This is a genomic window from Carnimonas nigrificans ATCC BAA-78 (genome assembly GCF_000526695.1).
Lineage (GTDB): Bacteria > Pseudomonadota > Gammaproteobacteria > Pseudomonadales > Halomonadaceae > Carnimonas > Carnimonas nigrificans.
In genome coordinates this window covers 150177-168845 of sequence record NZ_JAGO01000013.1, presented here as the reverse complement: position 1 = coordinate 168845, position 18669 = coordinate 150177, and the positions used below count along the sequence as shown (strand labels likewise).

13 protein-coding genes are annotated in these 18669 nt (G+C 56.9%); 3 read left to right on the top strand and 10 right to left on the bottom strand.

Translation table 11 applies throughout. The features are described 5' to 3' along the window. Nucleotides 1-73 precede the first annotated feature (73 nt). The gene (locus L881_RS0108220) at nt 74-988 is read right to left on the bottom strand and encodes an MBL fold metallo-hydrolase (protein ID WP_025733221.1); all 915 of its coding nucleotides are present in this window, start codon (nt 986-988) and stop codon (nt 74-76) included. A 321-nt stretch (nt 989-1309) separates the two neighbouring features. On the opposite strand from L881_RS0108220, the gene L881_RS0108215 reads away from it, so the two are divergent. Both L881_RS0108215 and L881_RS0108210 read left to right on the top strand, forming a co-directional pair. Next, entirely contained in the window at nt 1310-1675 is a 366-nt protein-coding gene (locus tag L881_RS0108215; RefSeq protein WP_025733220.1) for a hypothetical protein, read from the top strand. A gap of 10 nt (nt 1676-1685) precedes the next feature. After that, nucleotides 1686-3803 (top strand): pyrroloquinoline quinone-dependent dehydrogenase, encoded by a 2118-nt coding sequence (locus L881_RS0108210; protein ID WP_025733219.1) that lies wholly within the window; start codon nt 1686-1688, stop codon nt 3801-3803. Nucleotides 3804-4136: 333 nt separating this feature from the next. Here L881_RS0108210 and L881_RS0108200 read toward each other — a convergent pair whose 3' ends face one another. From L881_RS0108200 to rpmH, 9 genes are all read right to left on the bottom strand, one after another. Beyond that, the gene (locus L881_RS0108200) at nt 4137-4937 is read right to left on the bottom strand and encodes a DsbA family protein (RefSeq protein WP_025733217.1); all 801 of its coding nucleotides are present in this window, start codon (nt 4935-4937) and stop codon (nt 4137-4139) included. A 59-nt stretch (nt 4938-4996) separates the two neighbouring features. Further along, nucleotides 4997-5776, bottom strand: a complete 780-nt coding sequence (gene surE, locus L881_RS0108195; protein WP_025733216.1) for a 5'/3'-nucleotidase SurE — start codon at nt 5774-5776, stop codon at nt 4997-4999. Between the two features lie 370 nt (nt 5777-6146). Further along, nucleotides 6147-8423, bottom strand: coding sequence for an outer membrane protein assembly factor BamB family protein (locus L881_RS0108190; protein ID WP_025733215.1), 2277 nt, complete (start codon nt 8421-8423; stop codon nt 6147-6149). Nucleotides 8424-8668: 245 nt separating this feature from the next. Then, nucleotides 8669-11557 (bottom strand): autotransporter domain-containing protein, encoded by a 2889-nt coding sequence (locus tag L881_RS0108185; protein ID WP_025733214.1) that lies wholly within the window; start codon nt 11555-11557, stop codon nt 8669-8671. A gap of 168 nt (nt 11558-11725) precedes the next feature. Further along, entirely contained in the window at nt 11726-13117 is a 1392-nt protein-coding gene (gene mnmE, locus L881_RS0108180; RefSeq protein WP_025733213.1) for a tRNA uridine-5-carboxymethylaminomethyl(34) synthesis GTPase MnmE, read from the bottom strand. 245 nt (nt 13118-13362) lie between these two features. Then, entirely contained in the window at nt 13363-13764 is a 402-nt protein-coding gene (locus L881_RS0108175) for a pyridoxamine 5'-phosphate oxidase family protein (protein ID WP_025733212.1), read from the bottom strand. Between the two features lie 207 nt (nt 13765-13971). After that, nucleotides 13972-15651, bottom strand: coding sequence for a membrane protein insertase YidC (gene yidC / locus L881_RS0108170; RefSeq protein WP_025733211.1), 1680 nt, complete (start codon nt 15649-15651; stop codon nt 13972-13974). Nucleotides 15652-16068: 417 nt separating this feature from the next. Further along, nucleotides 16069-16467, bottom strand: a complete 399-nt coding sequence (gene rnpA / locus L881_RS0108165; protein WP_025733210.1) for a ribonuclease P protein component — start codon at nt 16465-16467, stop codon at nt 16069-16071. Nucleotides 16468-16499: 32 nt separating this feature from the next. Further along, nucleotides 16500-16634, bottom strand: a complete 135-nt coding sequence (gene rpmH / locus L881_RS0108160; RefSeq protein ID WP_025733209.1) for a 50S ribosomal protein L34 — start codon at nt 16632-16634, stop codon at nt 16500-16502. 494 nt (nt 16635-17128) lie between these two features. Between rpmH and dnaA the strand changes: the two genes are divergently transcribed. After that, the gene (gene dnaA, locus L881_RS0108155; RefSeq protein WP_025733208.1) at nt 17129-18595 is read left to right on the top strand and encodes a chromosomal replication initiator protein DnaA; all 1467 of its coding nucleotides are present in this window, start codon (nt 17129-17131) and stop codon (nt 18593-18595) included. Nucleotides 18596-18669 lie beyond the last annotated feature (74 nt).

Sequence of the window (18669 nt, the reverse complement as noted above, 5' to 3'; positions counted from 1 at the left end):
AGCGTTCTCCGAATACATGGCAGGAAAACGGACCGCAGGCTGATTGTTCACGGCGCGCTCTGACGACGGTTTCTCATTCCCACGCTGCGCCTTCCAACGCATCCAGAGGTAGCTTCAGATAGCGTTTGCCGTTGCTCTCAGGGGGAGGCAGGCGTCCGCCGCGAATATTGACCTGTAGCGCATGCAGAATCAGCTTCGGCATCGGCAATGCCTTGTCGCGACGGTGGCGTAGCTCGACGTACTCGGCTTCGCTACTCTCCCCCAGCCGGTGCTTGTTGGTCTCGCGCTGCTCACGGACGCTGCTTTCCCATGCCGGTTCGCGATCTCCTGGCATGTAGTCGTGGCCGGTAAATAACCGCGTCTCGTCGGGGAGCGCGAGAATCGCCTGAATCGAATGCCATAGTTGGTAAGCACTTCCTCCGGGGAAATCGGCACGGGCAGTACCGAAATCGGGCTGGAACAGGGTGTCGTGTACAAAGGCGGCATCGCCGACCACATAAGTGATGGAAGCCAGCGTATGTCCTGGCGAGTGCATCACGTGGCAATCCATCTCGCCCAACCTGAATGTATCCCCTTCACCGAATAGCCGATCCCACTGGCTGCCATCGTCCTTTAGATCCGGCCAGTGATATATCTTCTTCCACAACGCCTGAACCTGGGTGATCTGCTGGCCGATAGCGGTCGGCGCGCCAGTCTTGTCATGAAGGTAGTGAGCGGCGGAAAAATGGTCAGCATGGGGATGTGTATCCAGAATCCAGTCGAGCACAAGCCCTTCACTCTCAATATAGGCCAGCAGCTTATCAGCCTGATGAGTTGCGGTAGCGCCGGACTTCTCGTCGTAATCGAGCACTGGATCAATGATGGCACAACGCCCTGTCGCGGGATCGCTGACAATATATTGAATGCTGAATGTACGAGGATCGAAAAAACCAGCGACGTCAGGTCGGCCCTTCTTTCGACCACCTTGAGAGAGAGCAAAGGTCTTCATGACGGCTCCTTGAGACATATACCCACAGAGTAGCGACCAGGAACTTCTATCAAGACTCAATTTGCAATATAACGCCAGCCCGATGCTGACCCTTTATGGATATTGCCAACGAGATCGCTCCCGCCGGAAGAAATCTCGGTTTTATACAGGAATTGAACTACCTTTATACCTGTCTGGTAGAGGGATACCAGTTCTGAACGAATAAAGCGTTATTCATTACCCTGAACGTCGCTCACGCGCTGGCAAATGGCTGCCATAGCGATAAGACGTCAGGCAAAGCGCACTGAATCAAGGATCATCAAATAAGGGGGCAATCGCACCATGTCGCAATCTCGATCGTCACGGTGGGGCATTCTACTGCTGCTCTTGGCGGCTATCGTCGGTTTTATACTGGCGCTCTACGCCTATTTTACACCGCTCACAGGCGTTACCGGCACGCTTGGTGCGCTGGGGGTTATCGTTGCCAACGTCATCATCGCAATTCTGGCGCTGCTGCTTCGCGCATCTCGCGGGCGTGGTGGGCGAATCTTCTGGGGCATCGTTACGCTGCTTATCCTGATCGGCACCGGCTGTGCTGCCCTGCTGTTGCATCAGTGGTGGATCACTGTCGCCATGGTGGTGGGCCTCGTCGGTCTGATCGCCAGCATTGGCTGTCCGGTCAGCCATAACAACACTGCCAACGCCTGAGGAGTTACCCATGCTCAAATCCCGAATTATCGCGCAGGCGCTTAGTAACATGACGGCACTGGCGCTGCTGAGCGCCCCCGTTACACTACTGGCGCAGGATAACGCATCCCAGGCTTCCCAGGGAGCACAGACCAGGCTCAACGTTCAGGCTGCCGATCAGCAGGAAGGCTCCTCCACGGAAACCACGGACGAGGCCGATACCTCGGCAGCTCCCAATACCACCTCAGCGCAATCGGCAGCCGCCAGCGAGGGCAGCCCCATTCCGCTGGTGCCCAATTCGACCGATTGGTCCAGCTTCCATGGTCAGCTCAACGCGCAGAAATATAGCCCCCTCAAGCAGATTACCACCGCTAATGTGGGGGATCTCAAGAAGGTATGGGAATTTCACACTGGCGATGTCTCTGATGGTTCAGGCGACACCCCGGCTACCGTCTGGTCGGCTACTCCGGTGGTTGTTAACGACACCATGTACATTGGCACGCCATTCGGCCATCTGATCGCTCTCGATCCCGGTAGCGGTAAAGAGAAGTGGCGATTCGACACCAAGGCGCCGCGGGAAGCGTTGACGCAGCCGGTGCTCAAGAACCGTGGCGTCTCCTATTGGCAGGCAGCTAACCCCGTCGAAGGCCAGTCGTGCCAGAAGATCGTCTATATGGGCACCGTCGATGCCAAGCTCTATGCGCTCGATGCTGATACCGGCGAACGCTGCGCCGATTTTGCCGACAACGGCATGCTCGATGTTGATAAGTGGAATACGATCAACGCCAAGTATCCGCTGTCGTTGCTGCAACCGCCGACAGTGGTCGGTGACCACATCATCTTTGGCTGGGCTGGCAAGGATTGGGCCTACGCCTCAGCGCCTCCGGGCACGGTGTTCTCGGTGAATGCCCGCACCGGCGAACGCGAGTGGACCTTTGAAGCGCTGCCGCCCGAGGTGCGCGAACAGAGCGGTACCGCCAACGTCTGGACCCACATGAGCGCCGACGAACAGCACGGTCTGATCTATCTGCCGATCTCTTCGCCTTCCCCCAACTATTGGGGCGGTAACCGCAAGGAGTCGATCCCTCTCGGCACCTCGACGACCGCGCTTGATGTTAATACCGGCAAGGTTGTCTGGTCGCGTCAGTGGGTTCACCACGACATCTGGGACTACGACATCAACGCCGCTCCGACGCTGATGAATATTACCGTCGATGGCAAGCAGATTCCCGCGCTGCTCCAGGCAACCAAGATGGGCTTTCTGTTCGCGGTCAATCGCTTGACCGGCGAAGACATCTGGCCTATTGAAGAGCGCCCGGTGCCTCAGGGCGATGGCACGGTGGAAGGCGAAGTCTACTCGCCGACGCAGCCGTTCCCGACCAAGCCTGCGCCACTGCTTGATCAGTCGAAGAAGCCCAAGATATGGGCACTTGCCGATGCAGTGAGCGGTGGTCAGTGTTCTCGCCTGTGGGACAATCTCCACTATGAGGGTATGTATACGCCCGGCACAACCAAGGGTGAAGGTACCTTGACTTATCCCGACAGCGCAGGTGGTGTGCAGTGGGGCGGCGTGGCATTTGATCCACAGAGCCAGACTGCCATCGTCAACGTATCCCATGTCGTACAGACGCTGAAGCTCTACTCGCGTGAAGACTACGATGCGGCAGATAAAGGCTCGGGTAACGAAAGCGGCTTTGCGCCGCAGGAAGGCGCTCCTTACGGCATGCGTCTTGAACCAGCGCTAAACTGGCTCGGCATGCCGTGCTGGGAGCCTCCCTTCGGTGAACTGGTCGCGATCGACATGCATACTGGTGACGTGAAATGGCGTCGTCCGATGGGAGCCTCGCAGCAGTACGGCTTCTTCATGCCGGAAAGATGGGGCTCACCGACGATTGGTGGCCCGGCGGTGACGGCTGGCGGAGTCGTGTTCATTGGTGCGTCGATGGATGCCAAGGTTCGTGCCTTCTCGCTGGAAACCGGTGACGAGCTGTGGGAAGACCAGGCTGAAGCGCCGGCAGTGGCCAACCCCTCTGTCTATGAGTACAAGGGCCGTCAATATGTCGCCTTCGTGGCTGGCGGCAACACGATCCTCAAGGATCAGGTCGGCGATCAGGTGGTCGTTTACGCCCTACCGAAAAACGACGACTGAGTTCGATATCGCCTAGGTAGACCCGACGGGGTGAGCGAATGCTCACCCCGTTTTTTGGCTTGTCTGATATGGGCATCTTTCTGTAGGAAAAAGCCTCGCCTTACGCTGATCACAGCGAATGAAGTGAAGTGCAGCAGTGTGAGGATGGCTAGGCATGAGAGACTTGCTGATAAGGACGGTGGCGCTTTCGGGAGTGGGGAGGCAAGGTGGTGTTGCTGAGAGAATCGCGCACAAAGATTTGTTTCTGCCGATAGAAAAGCCCCTGCGCCGAGTGTTCGGTGCAGGGGCTGGGGGCGCGATGCGGGTAGCGACGATGACACTACACTTCTGGCGTTAGTCGGCCGCTTTTTGAATGGCGGCGCTGAGGGTATCGCTATCGGCAGCTCCCGGAATGACGGTCACATTGTCAGCATTGGCCCCTTCTACCGGCATGACGACCAGCGTTGGTGTGCCCATGACGCCGAGTTTCTGCGCCAGTTCCATAGTGTCGTTGAGTGACTGCTCGGCACCGGCGCGGTTGGCGTTGATCTGCTGGGAAGTCACTCCAGATTTGGCTGCAATCGACTGGATATCACTCTGTTGCAGTTTGCCTTCGTTCTTGCCTGTGCCGAAGACGCTGTTGTGATAGTTGAGATAGGCTTGAGCGCCCTTCTCTTTATAGATGCTCAAGCCTGTTAGTGCGGCTTGAGTGGAAGCGGGCCAGCGCTGGCCGAACACCGGGAATTCCTTGAAGACATAGCGCGCTTCGGGGTGCGCTTTCATGGTTTTCTCAAGCTCTGGCGCAGTGTGGGCGCAGTAGATGCACTGATAGTCAAAAAACTCGACCACAGCAACCTTGGCATCCTGCGGGCCTACGCTTGGGGTCGATTTGTCGTGCAGCAAGGCGTCCTGCTGTTGCAGCGCACCTTCACGCAGCTGCTGGGTTGCCTGGTCCTGCTGCTGCTGCTGGAGCCTCTGGCTAGCCTGCTGAAGAACTTCAGGATGATCCACGATATATTTCGCCGCGATTTCTCCAATATGCTGCTGTTGCTCGTCGGTGAAACCATCGTCCGAGCGAGCGCATGCACTGATCGGCACCGCGATGGCGCCAATAACGGCGCTCAGCAATAGCGTGTGAGGCGTAGGTAGTTTCATTGCTCAATCCCTTTCCCTGGTGGATGACTTATCGTGGTAACGGGCAGATTTGTCAGACCTCATGCCTTCGTCAGCTGCGTCTGCAAATGCTGATAGGTCGCTTGATCGGTGCGCTCGAAGGCAATGGGCGATACGGTTATGTGACCGTCACTTAAGCAGTGAGTTTCGCTGTTGTCATCGGCTTCCCCGGTTTGCCTTCTGATTTTCAGCCAGTAATAGGAGTGCTGGCGAGGATCTTCCCGCTCAATCACGTCAATGGTATCGAGGGCGCCCTTGCCCTGATGGGTGGCTGTCAGCGGTTTGACGCTGTCGGCAGGCTGATCAGGGAAGTTGACATTGAGCGCTACGTGATCAGGCCAGTTAAGCTCGACGAGCTGTTGAATGACAGCGGGTGCCAGCGCTTCGGCGGTTTCCCACTTTACGGCCTGACCATCGGTAAATGCTTGACTAAGCGCGATGGCGGGCACACCCAGCGCAATGCTGGTGAGCGCGGCACCCACCGTGCCTGAGTAGCTGGTTTCGGTGCCGAGATTAGCGCCTCTATTGATGCCCGAAAGCAACAGATCCGGCGGGTTATCAGCCATCAGATGACGGATCGCAATGGCCGCGCAGTCGGTGGGCGTTCCCGTGACCGCGAAGCACTGCGGCTCAAGCTGGGTAACGCGCAGCGGATCATGCAGGCTCAAACTGGTGGCGACGCCACTCTGATCCCGGGCCGGTGCCACTATCCAGACCTCGCGTGCGATGGAACGTGCCACGTTGGTAAGCGCCGCCAGGCCCGGTGCGGAGATACCGTCGTCGTTGGTGAGCAGAATACGATCAAGGAAGGGACGTGACATGAGAACTCCGTTGAAAAAGCTGCGGTTTACCGAGGACTCGTTATCATCTCGTTAAGAGGCGAGCGCGTCCAGCGGGGCTGTTGCTCGTCAGACTCGTGGAGAATCTGCTTGAGGGTGATGGAGCTGCTTTCGAATGAAGGGCTGTGAGGGGCGCTTGCTGCCAGCAGGATATGACCTGCGAGCCACCTCACGCCCAGCGCTATTTATGTCAAAGGCGAAGCATCGCTCCTTCCTGTTATTGGATACCGTTACCTCTTCGGGGCGCTGGTAGCTGAATACTCAGCAGACATGTTATTGCCTCACGAAAAGCGGGCACCCACCCTATCCCTGCCCCGCTCCCGCTGTTTTCTCGGGAGCGGGGCAATAGCGATCAGTCGCGGGGCAGCGAGAAGCCCACCAGATGTGTTTCGTGAGAATCCTGATCTCGGGCGGCGACTACTACGTACTGGCGATGGTTGCTGGGCGAGGTAAAGCTTACCGGGGCCGAGACAGCCTTGCCGGGTAGACGTTCGCGCCATACAACTTCGCCTGAAGTGGAATCGAACGCACGCAGATAGTTGTCATCTGCACCGGCGAAAAACACCAGCCCTGATGCGGTCGCTGTAGGAGCACCGTTGTTTGGCATACCTACCGGCATGGGCAGCTGGCTATGCAGTCCGAAGGGGCCAGCGTTTAGCGTAGTGCCTACCGGTACTTGCCATACGAGTTTGTGGCTATCGAGATTGATGGCGCTCAGGATACCCAACGGTGGTGTTACGCAAGGCACGCCCAGTGCTGATGTCAGCGGCTCGGTGTAGCGTATATTTCCATCCCGGTCGCGTACCGTTTTTTCTGCCATATGGGAGCTGTTGACGAAGAGCAGCCGGCGGGTCGGATCAAGGGAAACGCCCTTGATCGCTGACGTATTGGCCGCGGGATACTGAATGGTGGAGCGCCCAGCGGGCGGCGTATAGTCACCCTGATAGCTGGAGTGCTGAAGCTGTAAACGGCACGATAGCTGGTCAAAGGGCGTCAGGCCCCACATGGTGTTGTCGGCGAGGCGGGTGCCCTGTAGCTGCGGCATCGTACCGGTATAGGGCTGGGTAGTCGCCAGAACATTGTGGCCTTGTTGTTCAAGTTCCGGTGCCGAGCGCTCCTCAACCGACTCAATGGGGCGTCCTGTCTGACGATCCAGAATAAAGATATTGCCCGTGGGAGAGGTCTGCACCAGCGCGGGCAAGGTGCGTTTATTCGTGTTGTTGATCTCTGTCAGTACTGGCTGGGCATTAACGCCATAGCCCCATACATCGTGGTGTACTGTTTGGAATGACCATTTCAGCCTGCCGGTGTTAGCGTCCAGCGCCACGATGGCTGAGCTGAAGCGTTGCTGAACGTCGCTATCCTGCTGGGCAGAAGCAGCCGGACTACCGCTGTCTGTGGTGAGATACACCGCATCAAGGTCGCTGTCATAGATGGCGCTGGTCGTCATGCGTGGGCCAGGTGCTTCATCCTGCTGTGCAGCATTAAGACCTTCCCACTGCCATACCTGCTGGCCAGTGCGCGCATCAATGGCATGCACGGTGTTATCGCTGCCACTGCGTGAGCCGGTAATGACCAAGTGGCCGGCCACCAGCGGCGCAGTCAGACTATGGGCACTGTTGCCCTCGTTATCTGCACCAAGCGCCACACTACCGTGGTCGCCAAAATCGCTGCACGCCTCGCCAGTATGCGCATCCACGGCAAAGAGACGACTTCCCGCCACGGCAAATAGCTGCTGCTGGCACTGCTGGCCATCAACCGGTTGGCGCTGCTGTGAGCTGAGGCTGACATCCTGGGTAACATCGTAGTAGCCAAGGGTATGGCAGGAAGAAGGAGCACCTTGCTCGGGAGAAAACTGCCACTCGGACTCGCCGGTCGTGCCATTAAGCGCCGTTATCAGATGCGAGGCGCTGCAAGTATAGAGCGTATCGCCAATCTGTAGCGGTGTTGCATGCTGTGTGTGGTCGGGCTGCTGTGAGTCGCTTTGATCACGATAGTGCCAGGCCACTTCCAACTGATCGACGTTCTGTGGCGTAATCTGCTGATGCGGCGCAAAGCGCGTGCCGTTATTGTCGCGGCCAACGGTGTGCCAATCGGGGGACTGGTCGGGCAACAGGCTGCGCTGGGCGATCGGGGTGTCACGCCTGATGCTGTCATGGGGATAGAAACCGCTGATAAACACGGCCAGCAGTGCGATAAACAAGGCGCCTGCCAGCGCAAGCTGTAGCCACTTCGCCACACGATGCACGTTGGTCAGCAGCGCAGAACTACATAGCGTGAGCAGCAGCAGAAGAGCGGGAGTACCAAGGCGGGGCACCAGCGTCCAAAAGCCGAAATTGGGGGCATCCTTGATCGCCCAGACAACAGTGGCGATAAACAAAAGCGTTGCCAGCAGCCCAGTGATACGCACGCGCAGCAATAATAGGAGCGCGCAAATAACGTACCCTGCCCCGGCCCACAGGTAGTACCAGGTACCGCCTTCTGCAGCCAGCATGATGCCACCTGCCCCGAGCGCAATACCGGAGATCAGCAGTATCAGTGTCACCAGTATGCGGAAGCCGCTGTTCAGTCGCGAACCGCGTGCAGCGGTGGATGCTGGTTGGTCAGTGGGCTGAGCAGATGATGTCACGCCTTCTCTCCCTGAAGTAAATGGCGACACTTTAGTCTTTGAACGTTAAGGCTTTAAGGATAACTGAGGGCCATGCTACTACGATTTGGGGCCTGACAGCAGCCTGAGCACCCATGTCGCACAGCGGGGAAGCTGTTTTGCCCATACAGATGGCAAAGGATCAAGACGTTTCAATATCGAAGGGCAGCCCTGAAAAGGCCGCCCTTTGACATGTGCTGATGCAATGAAGCCTGACGTTGGAGAGCTTATAGCGCCCAGCTTAGCTGTGCGTTGATGCCATTATTGTGCTGCTTGCCACCAAAACTGCCTACGTAATCGACAGAGAGATTCATCCCATCGGCGTGCCCGAACATGGCGCCTGCACTCACTGCCGCTGCGTTATTGAAGGCATCCACCGAGCGGCTGCGGAAGTCGCTGGTGCTGTCATTGAAGTGCAGCCAGCGATCACGATCGCGCGAGGCCCACTGATGTAGCCAGCCAAGATCCGCTTGTAGTGTCACGGGTAGTGTCTGCGGAGTGCCAAGCGCATAAGCAAAGCGCACACCAGCGGTAGAGGTGGTATCGGTGACAGCACGCTCAGCACCATTGAGCGCGGCACTGCCATTGCCTTCATTCACCTTCCCGCTTTGGAAGCGGTTATAGCTGAGATTCAGATAGGGCGTAGTCGTGACTGGCCCTGCCTGGATGTCGTAGCGCGCCTCACCAAACAGCCGCCATGAATGACCATGGTTGCTGTCATCAAGGTGCTGATGGAGATCACCGACGTCTACCGAGCGTTTGGTATCAATATGGTGCCACGCATAGCCTCCGCCGAAGGAAATGCTCAAATCCTCCCAGCGATGGTTGGCGTATAGGTCGAGGTAATAGTTGTCGCTGTCGGCCTTGCCGTGTTCGCCTGCGTGCAAATTGCCATCCAGATAAGCGAAAGCGGCGCCCAGCGTCGTGTTATCAGGTAACTGTTTTTCAGCGCCCAGCTGTAGCCCCTTGGTATTGTTGTGATAGCCCTCGATCCCATTCTTGCCGCTGACATGGTTGTTGTTGCCGACTAGTTGGAACCAGACGCCATCACGCGCCGTGCTGCGTGACAGATGATTGATAATGGCCGAACTCACCTGCCGATCAGCGACCAGCGTGGCCTCTAGAATATCGCTGTAGAGCTGACCGCTCAGTTGCTCCAGCGAACGCTGGGCATCGCCATCGCTGGGTGAGAAGACGAAATTGCGATAGAGCGTGCCTTCGGTGGGCAGAGTTTCCAGAACATCGGCAACTGCACGCTGATTGGAGGTATGCGCGGCCTCAGCGAAGCGGCGACCGTTACGGCCTAGCGTTACGATGGCTTCGTTATCCGTATAATTCAGCGTACCGCCAGCGAAGGGCAATGTTCCCGCGTTAACCTTACCGAAGCTGCCTTCGATTCCTTTATTGCTTGTGAGCAGGGTGTATTGCTTGCCGTAGGCTGCCTTCAGTGCATCAGGCGATAACTCGCCGCCGTCACCGTCTACTACCTTCAGCTGACCGCCTTCCAGCGACGTCGTACCGCTAACGTTCACGGTATCGCTCTCTTCACGTTGAGCGTCGATTTTTGCTGCGTAGGTACTGCTGTTAGCCAGATGCAGGTCGCCATCTATCGTGAGAGCGCCTACTGAGCCAGAACCACCCGGTGCAAGGGTGCCGTGCGTAATGCGCGTATCGCCCTTGAGGGTGCCGTGACCTTGCAGGCGACCGCCCTCTACGGTCAGCCCTTGGTCGAGCGTGCCATTGACGATCAGCGTACCGCCGTTCACGCGGGAAGTTTGCGTTAACGCATTGGCACCTTCCAGCGCCAGAGTGCCCTCTTCTAAAGTGATTCCAGCAAAGCTGTTGTTACCTGACAGCGTCAGCGCACCGGTGCCCTGCTTGATCAAACGCCCCGGCCCGCTGATGTTGTTCTTCCATTCGTCGTAAATGCCGAAGTCAGCGATATCGTCCTCTGTGACGCGCTGGTTGACGGTGGTATCACGGTAGAACCGGGCGGGGCCGCGATAGGCGTTCGGCACATCCAGCAAGCCCCAATAGCTGTCCGGATTATTCTCTTTGGTCATATAGCCAGCGAGAGAGTCTTCAGGATATGACGTGCTCGCCAGGATGTTGCGACGTTCCTCTCTGGATAGATAAGGGAAGCGCAGCAGCAGCAGATTGCCAGCGTTATTGGGAAGTTTGTCAGGGGCGAGACCGGGTGTTGCCTGTTTGCCCGCCTCACCGTAGTAGCCAATATTATTGCCATCAGCGCGGTAATGGTCAGCCAGCAGCGTTGGCTGCTGCGCGAGTGTTTGACGAAGATCGCCATTGATATGGGCAGCCACATCCTGGCGTAGCTGGCGAGCCTGGGTGACGAGATAGTCCTTCAGCGTGGGATCGCTCAGCAGCTGCGTGGTGGTGTAGTTGGCCAATGCGCGTGAACCGATGGTATCGGTAGGATAATGCACGCCCAGCACAACGCGGCTCTCGCCATATTGCAGGGCGCGTGAGTAAATTTCTTCCCCGCGCTCGGGAAAGGCCAGCGCAAGCGGTACGGCCTCGGCGAACCCGATAGCCGTATGCCCACTGGGATAGGCATGGCTGCTCTCGTCTGCCGGCGGCGTCGGGTAAGAAGGCAGCCACTCCCCCGTGTCGGGGTCGATGGCATTGTAGGGGCGGGCGCGATCCCACTTATCCTTGAAGTAGCTGTTGGTGAAGCGCATCTCGCCATTCTCGGCGATATAGCTGTTGGTACGATCATTAATGGCACGAATATGCTGATAAGCGTCGGAATGACGCACATCAATCTTGCTGGCTTCATTGCCAAAGGCTGCTGGCGCGAAGGTGGCGTTTCTATAGTCGCTGGAGAGATTGGCATCACGCTCCGACAGCGCCTTGCGCGTCCCCTGCTGTTGCGAATAGCGATTGAAGGCAACACGATCCTGCTCTTCGAAACCGCTGTGGCGGGCCGGATAAGGACCAAGCACCTTCTCGTCCGAATAGTGAAACCAGTCGTTGATCTTGCCATCTTCATACGCCAGCACATCGTCGAACGACGCACCCTGCGCAGATATTGATGCCAGTGACGCAAGTCCGCCGGCCATGATGCCGTGGGCGAGCAAGCGAGATGTCTTCATGGTGTTTTCCGTTCCCGTCAGTAATAACCCGCGCTAACGCTAATGGCGGCGAATGACAGTTACTTGACGGAAACGGCAGTGCATCATGCACTGTGGTATTGAATTAAGGTTGGCAGATTAGTGGTGTGTTTGTGGTGGATAGTTTTGGATGTTTGCTTGGGTGGGAATCTATTTCCCAATACAAAAACTGCCAAAAATCTCGCCCAATAGATCATCGGCGGTAAATTCGCCGGTAATTTCGCCGAGGGCTTCTTGAGCGGCGCGCAGGTCTTCGGCGAGTAGCTCGCCAGCGCCGCCTTCGGTTAACTGGCGGTGTCCCGTCTCCAGTGCATCGGAGGCGCGCTGGAGCGCTTCGAGATGCCGCCGTCGGGCGGAGAATTGCCCTTCGCTGGTCGCTTGATAGCCCATCACCTGTTTCAGGTGGGCTTTCAGGTTATCCACACCCCGACCTTCACGGGCGGAGATGCGGATGACAGGAGGGGTTGTGGATAAGCTGCTTTCAGGGGCTTCGTCCGTGACGTCGATTTTATTGCGTACCAGGGTGAGCCGTTCGGGGGCTGGCAGGCGTTCGACGAATTCTGGCCAGATCGCCAGTGGGTCGAGGGATGCCGTTTCGCTGGCATCGACCAGCAATAGCACTCGGTCGGCCTTCTCGATTTCGGCCCAGGCGCGTTGCACGCCGATGCGTTCAACCGCGTCGGGGGTATCGCGCAGCCCTGCGGTATCAATCAAATGCAGCGGCATGCCGTCGATATGGATATGCTCGCGCAACACATCGCGGGTGGTGCCGGCGATGTCGGTAACGATGGCGCTGTCGCGCTGGGTAAGAGCGTTCAAAAGGCTCGATTTACCGGCATTGGGGCGCCCGGCAATCACTACGTGCATGCCCTCTCGCATCAGAGACCCCTGAGCCGCGGCGGCGGTCACAGCACGCAGGCGCTCACGTACTTCATTCAGACGTGAAGCCACGACACCATCACCAATGAAATCAATCTCTTCTTCGGGGAAGTCGATGGCGGCTTCGACGTACACGCGCAGCTCAATCAGTGATTGCACCAGCGCTTGTACGCGGTTCGAAAATTCACCATCCAGCGAACGCAGGGCATTGGTTGCTGCGGCCCGCGAGCTGGCTTCGATCAAGTCGCTGATCGCCTCTGCCTGAGCCAGATCCAGCTTGTCGTTAAGGAACGCGCGTTCTGAAAACTCGCCAGGGCGCGCCAGTCGCGCGCCAAGTTCCATGCTGCGCTCCAGCAGCCAGTCAATGATGACGGGGCCGCCGTGGGCCTGAAGCTCTAGTACGTCTTCACCGGTAAATGAGCGCGGGCCAGGAAAATAAAGCGCAACGCCCTGATCAATATGGCTGCCATCAGCCGCAAGAAATGGGCCATAGTACGCGTGCCGAGGCGTAGGGCTATAGCCGAGAATGGCTTCAGCCAATGCCGCTGTCAGCGGCCCGGAGATGCGTACGATACCCACCCCGCCTCTGCCGGGAGGCGTGGCCTGGGCGCAGATGGTATCGCGGTCAAGATGAGCTGAGGGCGCGCGAGCGGCAGTGGTCATAGCGTATCCAGCAGAACGGAAAAAGATAGGCGCTATGATAACGGGCCGCGGTGAGATACCACAAAGAAAGCGGGGCACAGCAGGCTATTTCTTTGTCGGGAAGCTCTCAGCGGCAATCGGTTTGTATCAGGATGAGAGAAGCAAGTCTGCCGGAAGGAGTCGCTCAATCGCCGCCAGTGCAGCCGATAGTTCAAGAACAGTACCGGTCTGGCTGGGCGGCGATAGGCTTCATTGCTGGATAACGGTTACTGATCCATACGCGCGCCTGCGGTAGGGCCAGATTTCAGTGTATAGATCATGCCAATGTGAATCAGCACGGCGCATTTTGGCTCTTTCATGCCGTTGTTGCGCGCAAATTCAAGAGCATTCTGGTAAGGCTCGCCTGAGGTGAATATCTCGGGTTCACCAATGAAACGAAAGCCATCCAGCGCTTCGCGATCAATCACGGCGACCGCGATTTTCGAGCCGTTGCGAATGTTAGTGAGCGTTTGGCCGCCGGTATTTTCGTTATAGATCAGCGTGTGGTCATCATAGACCCTGAGCGAGCGCTTGGGGCCAATATCAGGCAGGCCATCTGCGCCTACTGTTGCCTGGATGGGAAGTTGCTTTGCCAGCATCTGCTTCATGGCGTCAGTCAGTTTGTTCATGGTAAAAACGCTCGGTGAGAGGAATGATAAAGCCGAAAAATACCATGAGACCAAAATTTAACAAAGGTTAATTAAGGGGGTGTCATTCCTCTTCGTGCCGCGTTTTCACCTTCACTATGGCTGTATGACGATGAACAAGCGGTCTGCCTTCAGACATAAAAAAACCGACCCCGAAGGGCCGGTTTTTCGCTAGCGCTTGATCTTGAATCAGGATCGAGCTTCGCGTTTGGCATCGTTTTTCTCAATCTGCTTGGTAATAAAGTACTGCTGAGCGATTGAGAGCACGTTGTTGGTAATCCAGTAGAGCACCAGACCTGCCGGGAACCAAAGGAAGAAGAAGGTGAAGATAATCGGCAGCATCTTCATCAGCTTCGCCTGAGTGGGATCGGGCGGTGTCGGGTTGAGCTGCTGCTGCAGGAACATCGACAGACCCATGATGATCGGCAGGATGAACAGCGGGTCCATGGCCGACAGATCCTGCACCCACAGCATGAAGGGAGAATGGCGCAGCTCGACGGATTCCATCAGCATCCAGTAAAGCGAGATGAACACCGGCATCTGGATGACCATCGGCAGACAGCCGCCCAGCGGGTTGATCTTCTCTTTCTGGTAGAACTTCATCATCTCCTGCGACATTTTCTGGCGATCATCGCCATGCTGCTCGCGGATACGCTGCATTTGCGGACCCAGCTTGCGCATTTTCGCCATGGACTTGTACGCCTTGGCAGAAAGCGGCAGCAGGATAATCTTGACCACACATGTGAGTAGGATGATGGACCAGCCCCAGTTGCCGATCAGGCCGTGAATTTTCGACAGCAGCCAGAAAAGCGGCGTTGCCAGGAACCACAGCCAGCCGTAGTCAACCGTCAGCTGAAGGTTGGGGGCTGTCGCCAGCAGCTGATCGCGCAGCTTCGGACCGACATAGAGCGTCGCGCTCATTTCGCCGTTGCTGCCCGCAGCGATCTGCTGCTCAGGGCCAGCGAAGGCGGCTACGCTACGATTTTGGGAATCCTTGTTGCCGTAATAGAGATTCTGCTGGTCGCCTTCGGGCACCCAGGCACTCACGAAGTAGTGCTGAATCATTGCTACCCAGCCACCTTCGGCACTGCGCTCGGAGAATTTGTTATTGCGCAGATCGTCGAAGCTCACTTTCTCGTAGCTGTTATCCGGGCTTGAGAATGCCGCGCCAAGATAGGAGTGCATTCCCATGCCGTGGCTCTCGGTCGGATCGGCAGACTGATCGCGCACCAGCTGACCAATGAAACGCACGTCCAGCGGATTGCTGCCCTGGTTGTCGATCAGATAGCTGACCTTCACGGCATAGGAGCCGGTATCGAAGGTGAAGCGTTTGGTGACACGCGCGCCATCTACGTCAGCATGCAGGTCAACGGTGAGCTGCTTCTGATCGGGAGAAAGCTGGTAGTCGGTCTGATCGGCGCTGTATTGCAGGCGTCCTGGGTGGTTCTGGATTTGCAGGCCCGAACGCGCAACATAATGCAGCGATTTGCTGTCAGCGAGCAGTACAAAAGGCTGATCGGAGTGCAGCGCTTGCGACTGCTGCGGCAGTGCTGCGTACACAATATCGCCACCGCGTGGATCAATGCGCAGGTTCAGCACGTCAGTGGTGATACTGACCAAAGAGTGGTGGGCAGGCTGCTGCTGGTTGCCTTGCTGTCCCTGCTCAAGCGACTGAGAGGCTCGGTCAGCCGTTGATTCAGGTGCCTTGAGCACATCATCAGGTTGGCGTGATTCATCCGAGTGTTGCTCGGCTTGCTGGCTGGTCTGCTGTTCCTGATCTGCCTGGTGGTAATCCTTGTTCCACTGGACCACCAGCAGGTAGGCGAGCACTGCCAGCGGAATCAGGATGATGATGCGTTTGAAGTCCATGTAGGAATATGCCCGGTAAGAAGTGGCTTGGCGAATGAGCGCTTTGCCATGCTGAGGGAGAGCAGCCCTGACTATATATGGGTGCGCTCGACAGCATAGCCGGCGATCAGCGTGCCATGTTATCGACCATCCCTTGGCGCCTCAAATGAAACTATTGGCGATAGGTACAAAACACCTTTTACGTGTGTTCTGCAGGCAGAAGATGGCGGGAAGAAAGGCTGCTTTCGCCTACCTTGTTACTGCATTGCTGTCAGCGATTGTCGTATCTACCGCCATAGGGGGAATTACGGCAACTGACGTTATTCATCGAGCCAGCACGACCGAACCGCTGCATTCACACAGAATGAGCGACTTTCTCTGGTGAAGGCGGGGCGGTCTGGCTGTGCAAAAGTGTGTTGGGCGAAAAAGCAAAAGCCGTCAGGCTGACGGCGCGGTAGCGAGAGTGCGCTTCTGCGCCTCTTTCTCTAACCGTCGCCACATGCCTGACAGCTGCTGCGCCAGTGTGGTTCTGTCCAGCTCGGTTACCCCGCGACGGGACAACACCACAATATCAACGGCCGGCAAGCGGTGCTGGCGCAGGCGAATGGATTCCCGGGTCAGGCGCTTGAGCAGGTTGCGATCCACAGCGCGTTTCATGTTCTTACGACTGAACACCAGGCCCACTCGTACATGTCCGCAGCTGTTGGGGCACGCCAGTGCCAGAAGCCCTTTACCGTGAATCTTGAAGCACGCTGCCTCAAAAACATGCCCATATTCCCGACTGGACAGTATTCTCATACTGCGCGGGAAGCGGCGATCTGCTGTTTTCTCTGCCATAGAGAGGCACATGCCCCTTCGCTTTACAACACTTAGGCGCTCAGACGTTTGCGGCCTTTGGCACGACGACGAGCGATGACCTGACGGCCGCGTTTGGTCGCCATGCGAGCACGGAAACCGTGGTTGCGCTTACGTTTCAGTACGCTGGGCTGGAATGTGCGTTTCATTGCGTCTTTCTCCTCAGCTAGGAAGGGAAGGATGGAAATATTCCGAGAGCAAAAGCGCCCTTCAGGAATGTCAAGAGCGGGGATTTTAGAGAATCCAACGCAGCGACGCAATTTTTCTATGCATTATCGCGCGCATTTAGAGCAATTTTTTCATTCTTATTGTGCAAAATGCTGTGAGTAAGCTGGTGGTAACCTATTGGCAAGCTGCTCATTTCATGTTCAAAAGTGGATAAATGCAGATTCTTCCACTTTTTTGCTTATGTTATCCACACCTGGATGATGTTGTGCGGGTGTGGATAACTGGTGTCAGGGTCGATACACTAGCGGTTCCGCTCTGATTTTTACAGCGCAGGTGCGGCATTTATGCGAAACGTCGCCGATTCAACAAGGTATGCGCGGTGGGCGGTTCTCCTGAGCGCGACGGTATAACAGTGGGATATGTTAGCGTGGCGACAGGTACAGATCACTGGCAGTTATCAGGATGAAGAATTAGCGTGTTGATTGCACTATGGCAGCAATGCCTTGAACGTCTGCAGGATGAGCTAAGCTCCCAGCAGTTCAATACATGGGTACGTCCGCTTCAGGCTGAAGAGGGCGAAGCCGGCGATTTGGTGCTCTTGGCGCCCAACCGCTTCGTGCGCGACTGGGTAAACGATAAGTTTCTCAAGCGTATCAACGAATTGTTGCGTGAACTCGCGCCCAGCAAGCCGCCCAAGGTAAAACTGGGCATCGGCAGCCGCCGCAGTGTTTCCAATCCTGCTGCTGTGCAGCGCCCTGCCCGACCAGCGGCGCCTGAAGCGCCCGCCGTTATTCGCAGTCGCAGCCGTCCTTCTCGTGCTTCCTTCTCTGAAGATGTCGATGTCCCCGCCGCACCTCCCGAAGAGTCGTCAGCGTCGCAGGACAAGGGACGAGATGTGCAGGTGGAGGGTAGCCTCAAGCACACCAGCGGTCTTAACCCCTCCTTTACCTTTGATACCTTCGTGGAAGGTAAATCCAACCAGTTGGCCCGTGCCGCCTCGCGTCAGGTTGCCGAGAATGCTGGCGGTGCCTATAACCCGCTGTTTCTGTATGGCGGTGTGGGCCTGGGTAAAACGCACCTGATGCACGCGGTGGGCAACCACATGGCCGGGCTGCGTGAAAATGCCAAGGTGGTCTATCTGCACTCCGAGCGTTTTGTGGCGGATATGGTCAAGGCGCTCCAGCTTAACGCCATCAACGATTTCAAGCGTTTTTACCGCAGCGTTGATGCGCTGCTGATTGATGATATTCAGTTTTTTGCTGGCAAGGAGCGCTCTCAGGAGGAGTTCTTCCATACCTTCAACGCGCTGCTTGAAGGCGGCCAGCAGATGATTCTGACCTCGGACCGCTACCCGAAGGAGATTTCGGGAGTGGAAGAGCGTTTGAAATCCCGCTTTGGCTGGGGCCTTACCGTTGCCATTGAACCCCCCGAGCTTGAGACGCGCGTCGCCATTCTGATGAAAAAGGCCGAGCAGTCGAAAGTGGATTTACCGCACGATGCGGCGTTCTTCATCGCTCAGAAAATCCGCTCCAATGTGCGTGAGCTGGAAGGTGCGCTCAAAAAGGTGATCGCTGATTCCCATTTCATGGGGCGCTCGATCGACCAGGAGTTCATCCGTGAATCGCTCAAGGATCTTCTGGCGCTTCAGGATAAACAGGTGGGTATAGATAATATCCAGCGTACTGTGGCGGAATATTACAAGATCAAGGTGGCAGACCTGCACTCGAAACGGCGCTCTCGTTCGGTAGCGCGGCCGCGTCAGGTTGCCATGGCGCTGGCCAAGGAGCTGACCAGCCATAGTCTGCCGGAAATCGGCGACGCTTTCGGTGGGCGCGATCATACGACGGTGCTGCATGCGTGTCGTAAGGTGCTGGCGCTACGAGAAGAAAGTGCCGACATTCGTGAAGACTACAAAAACCTGATGCGGTTGCTGACCAGCTAACTATCAGAAAATGAAACGGGTAAATGTCAGCGGGCATTGACCCACGCCGTTTAGCCCGCAATGATCGCGTTTAT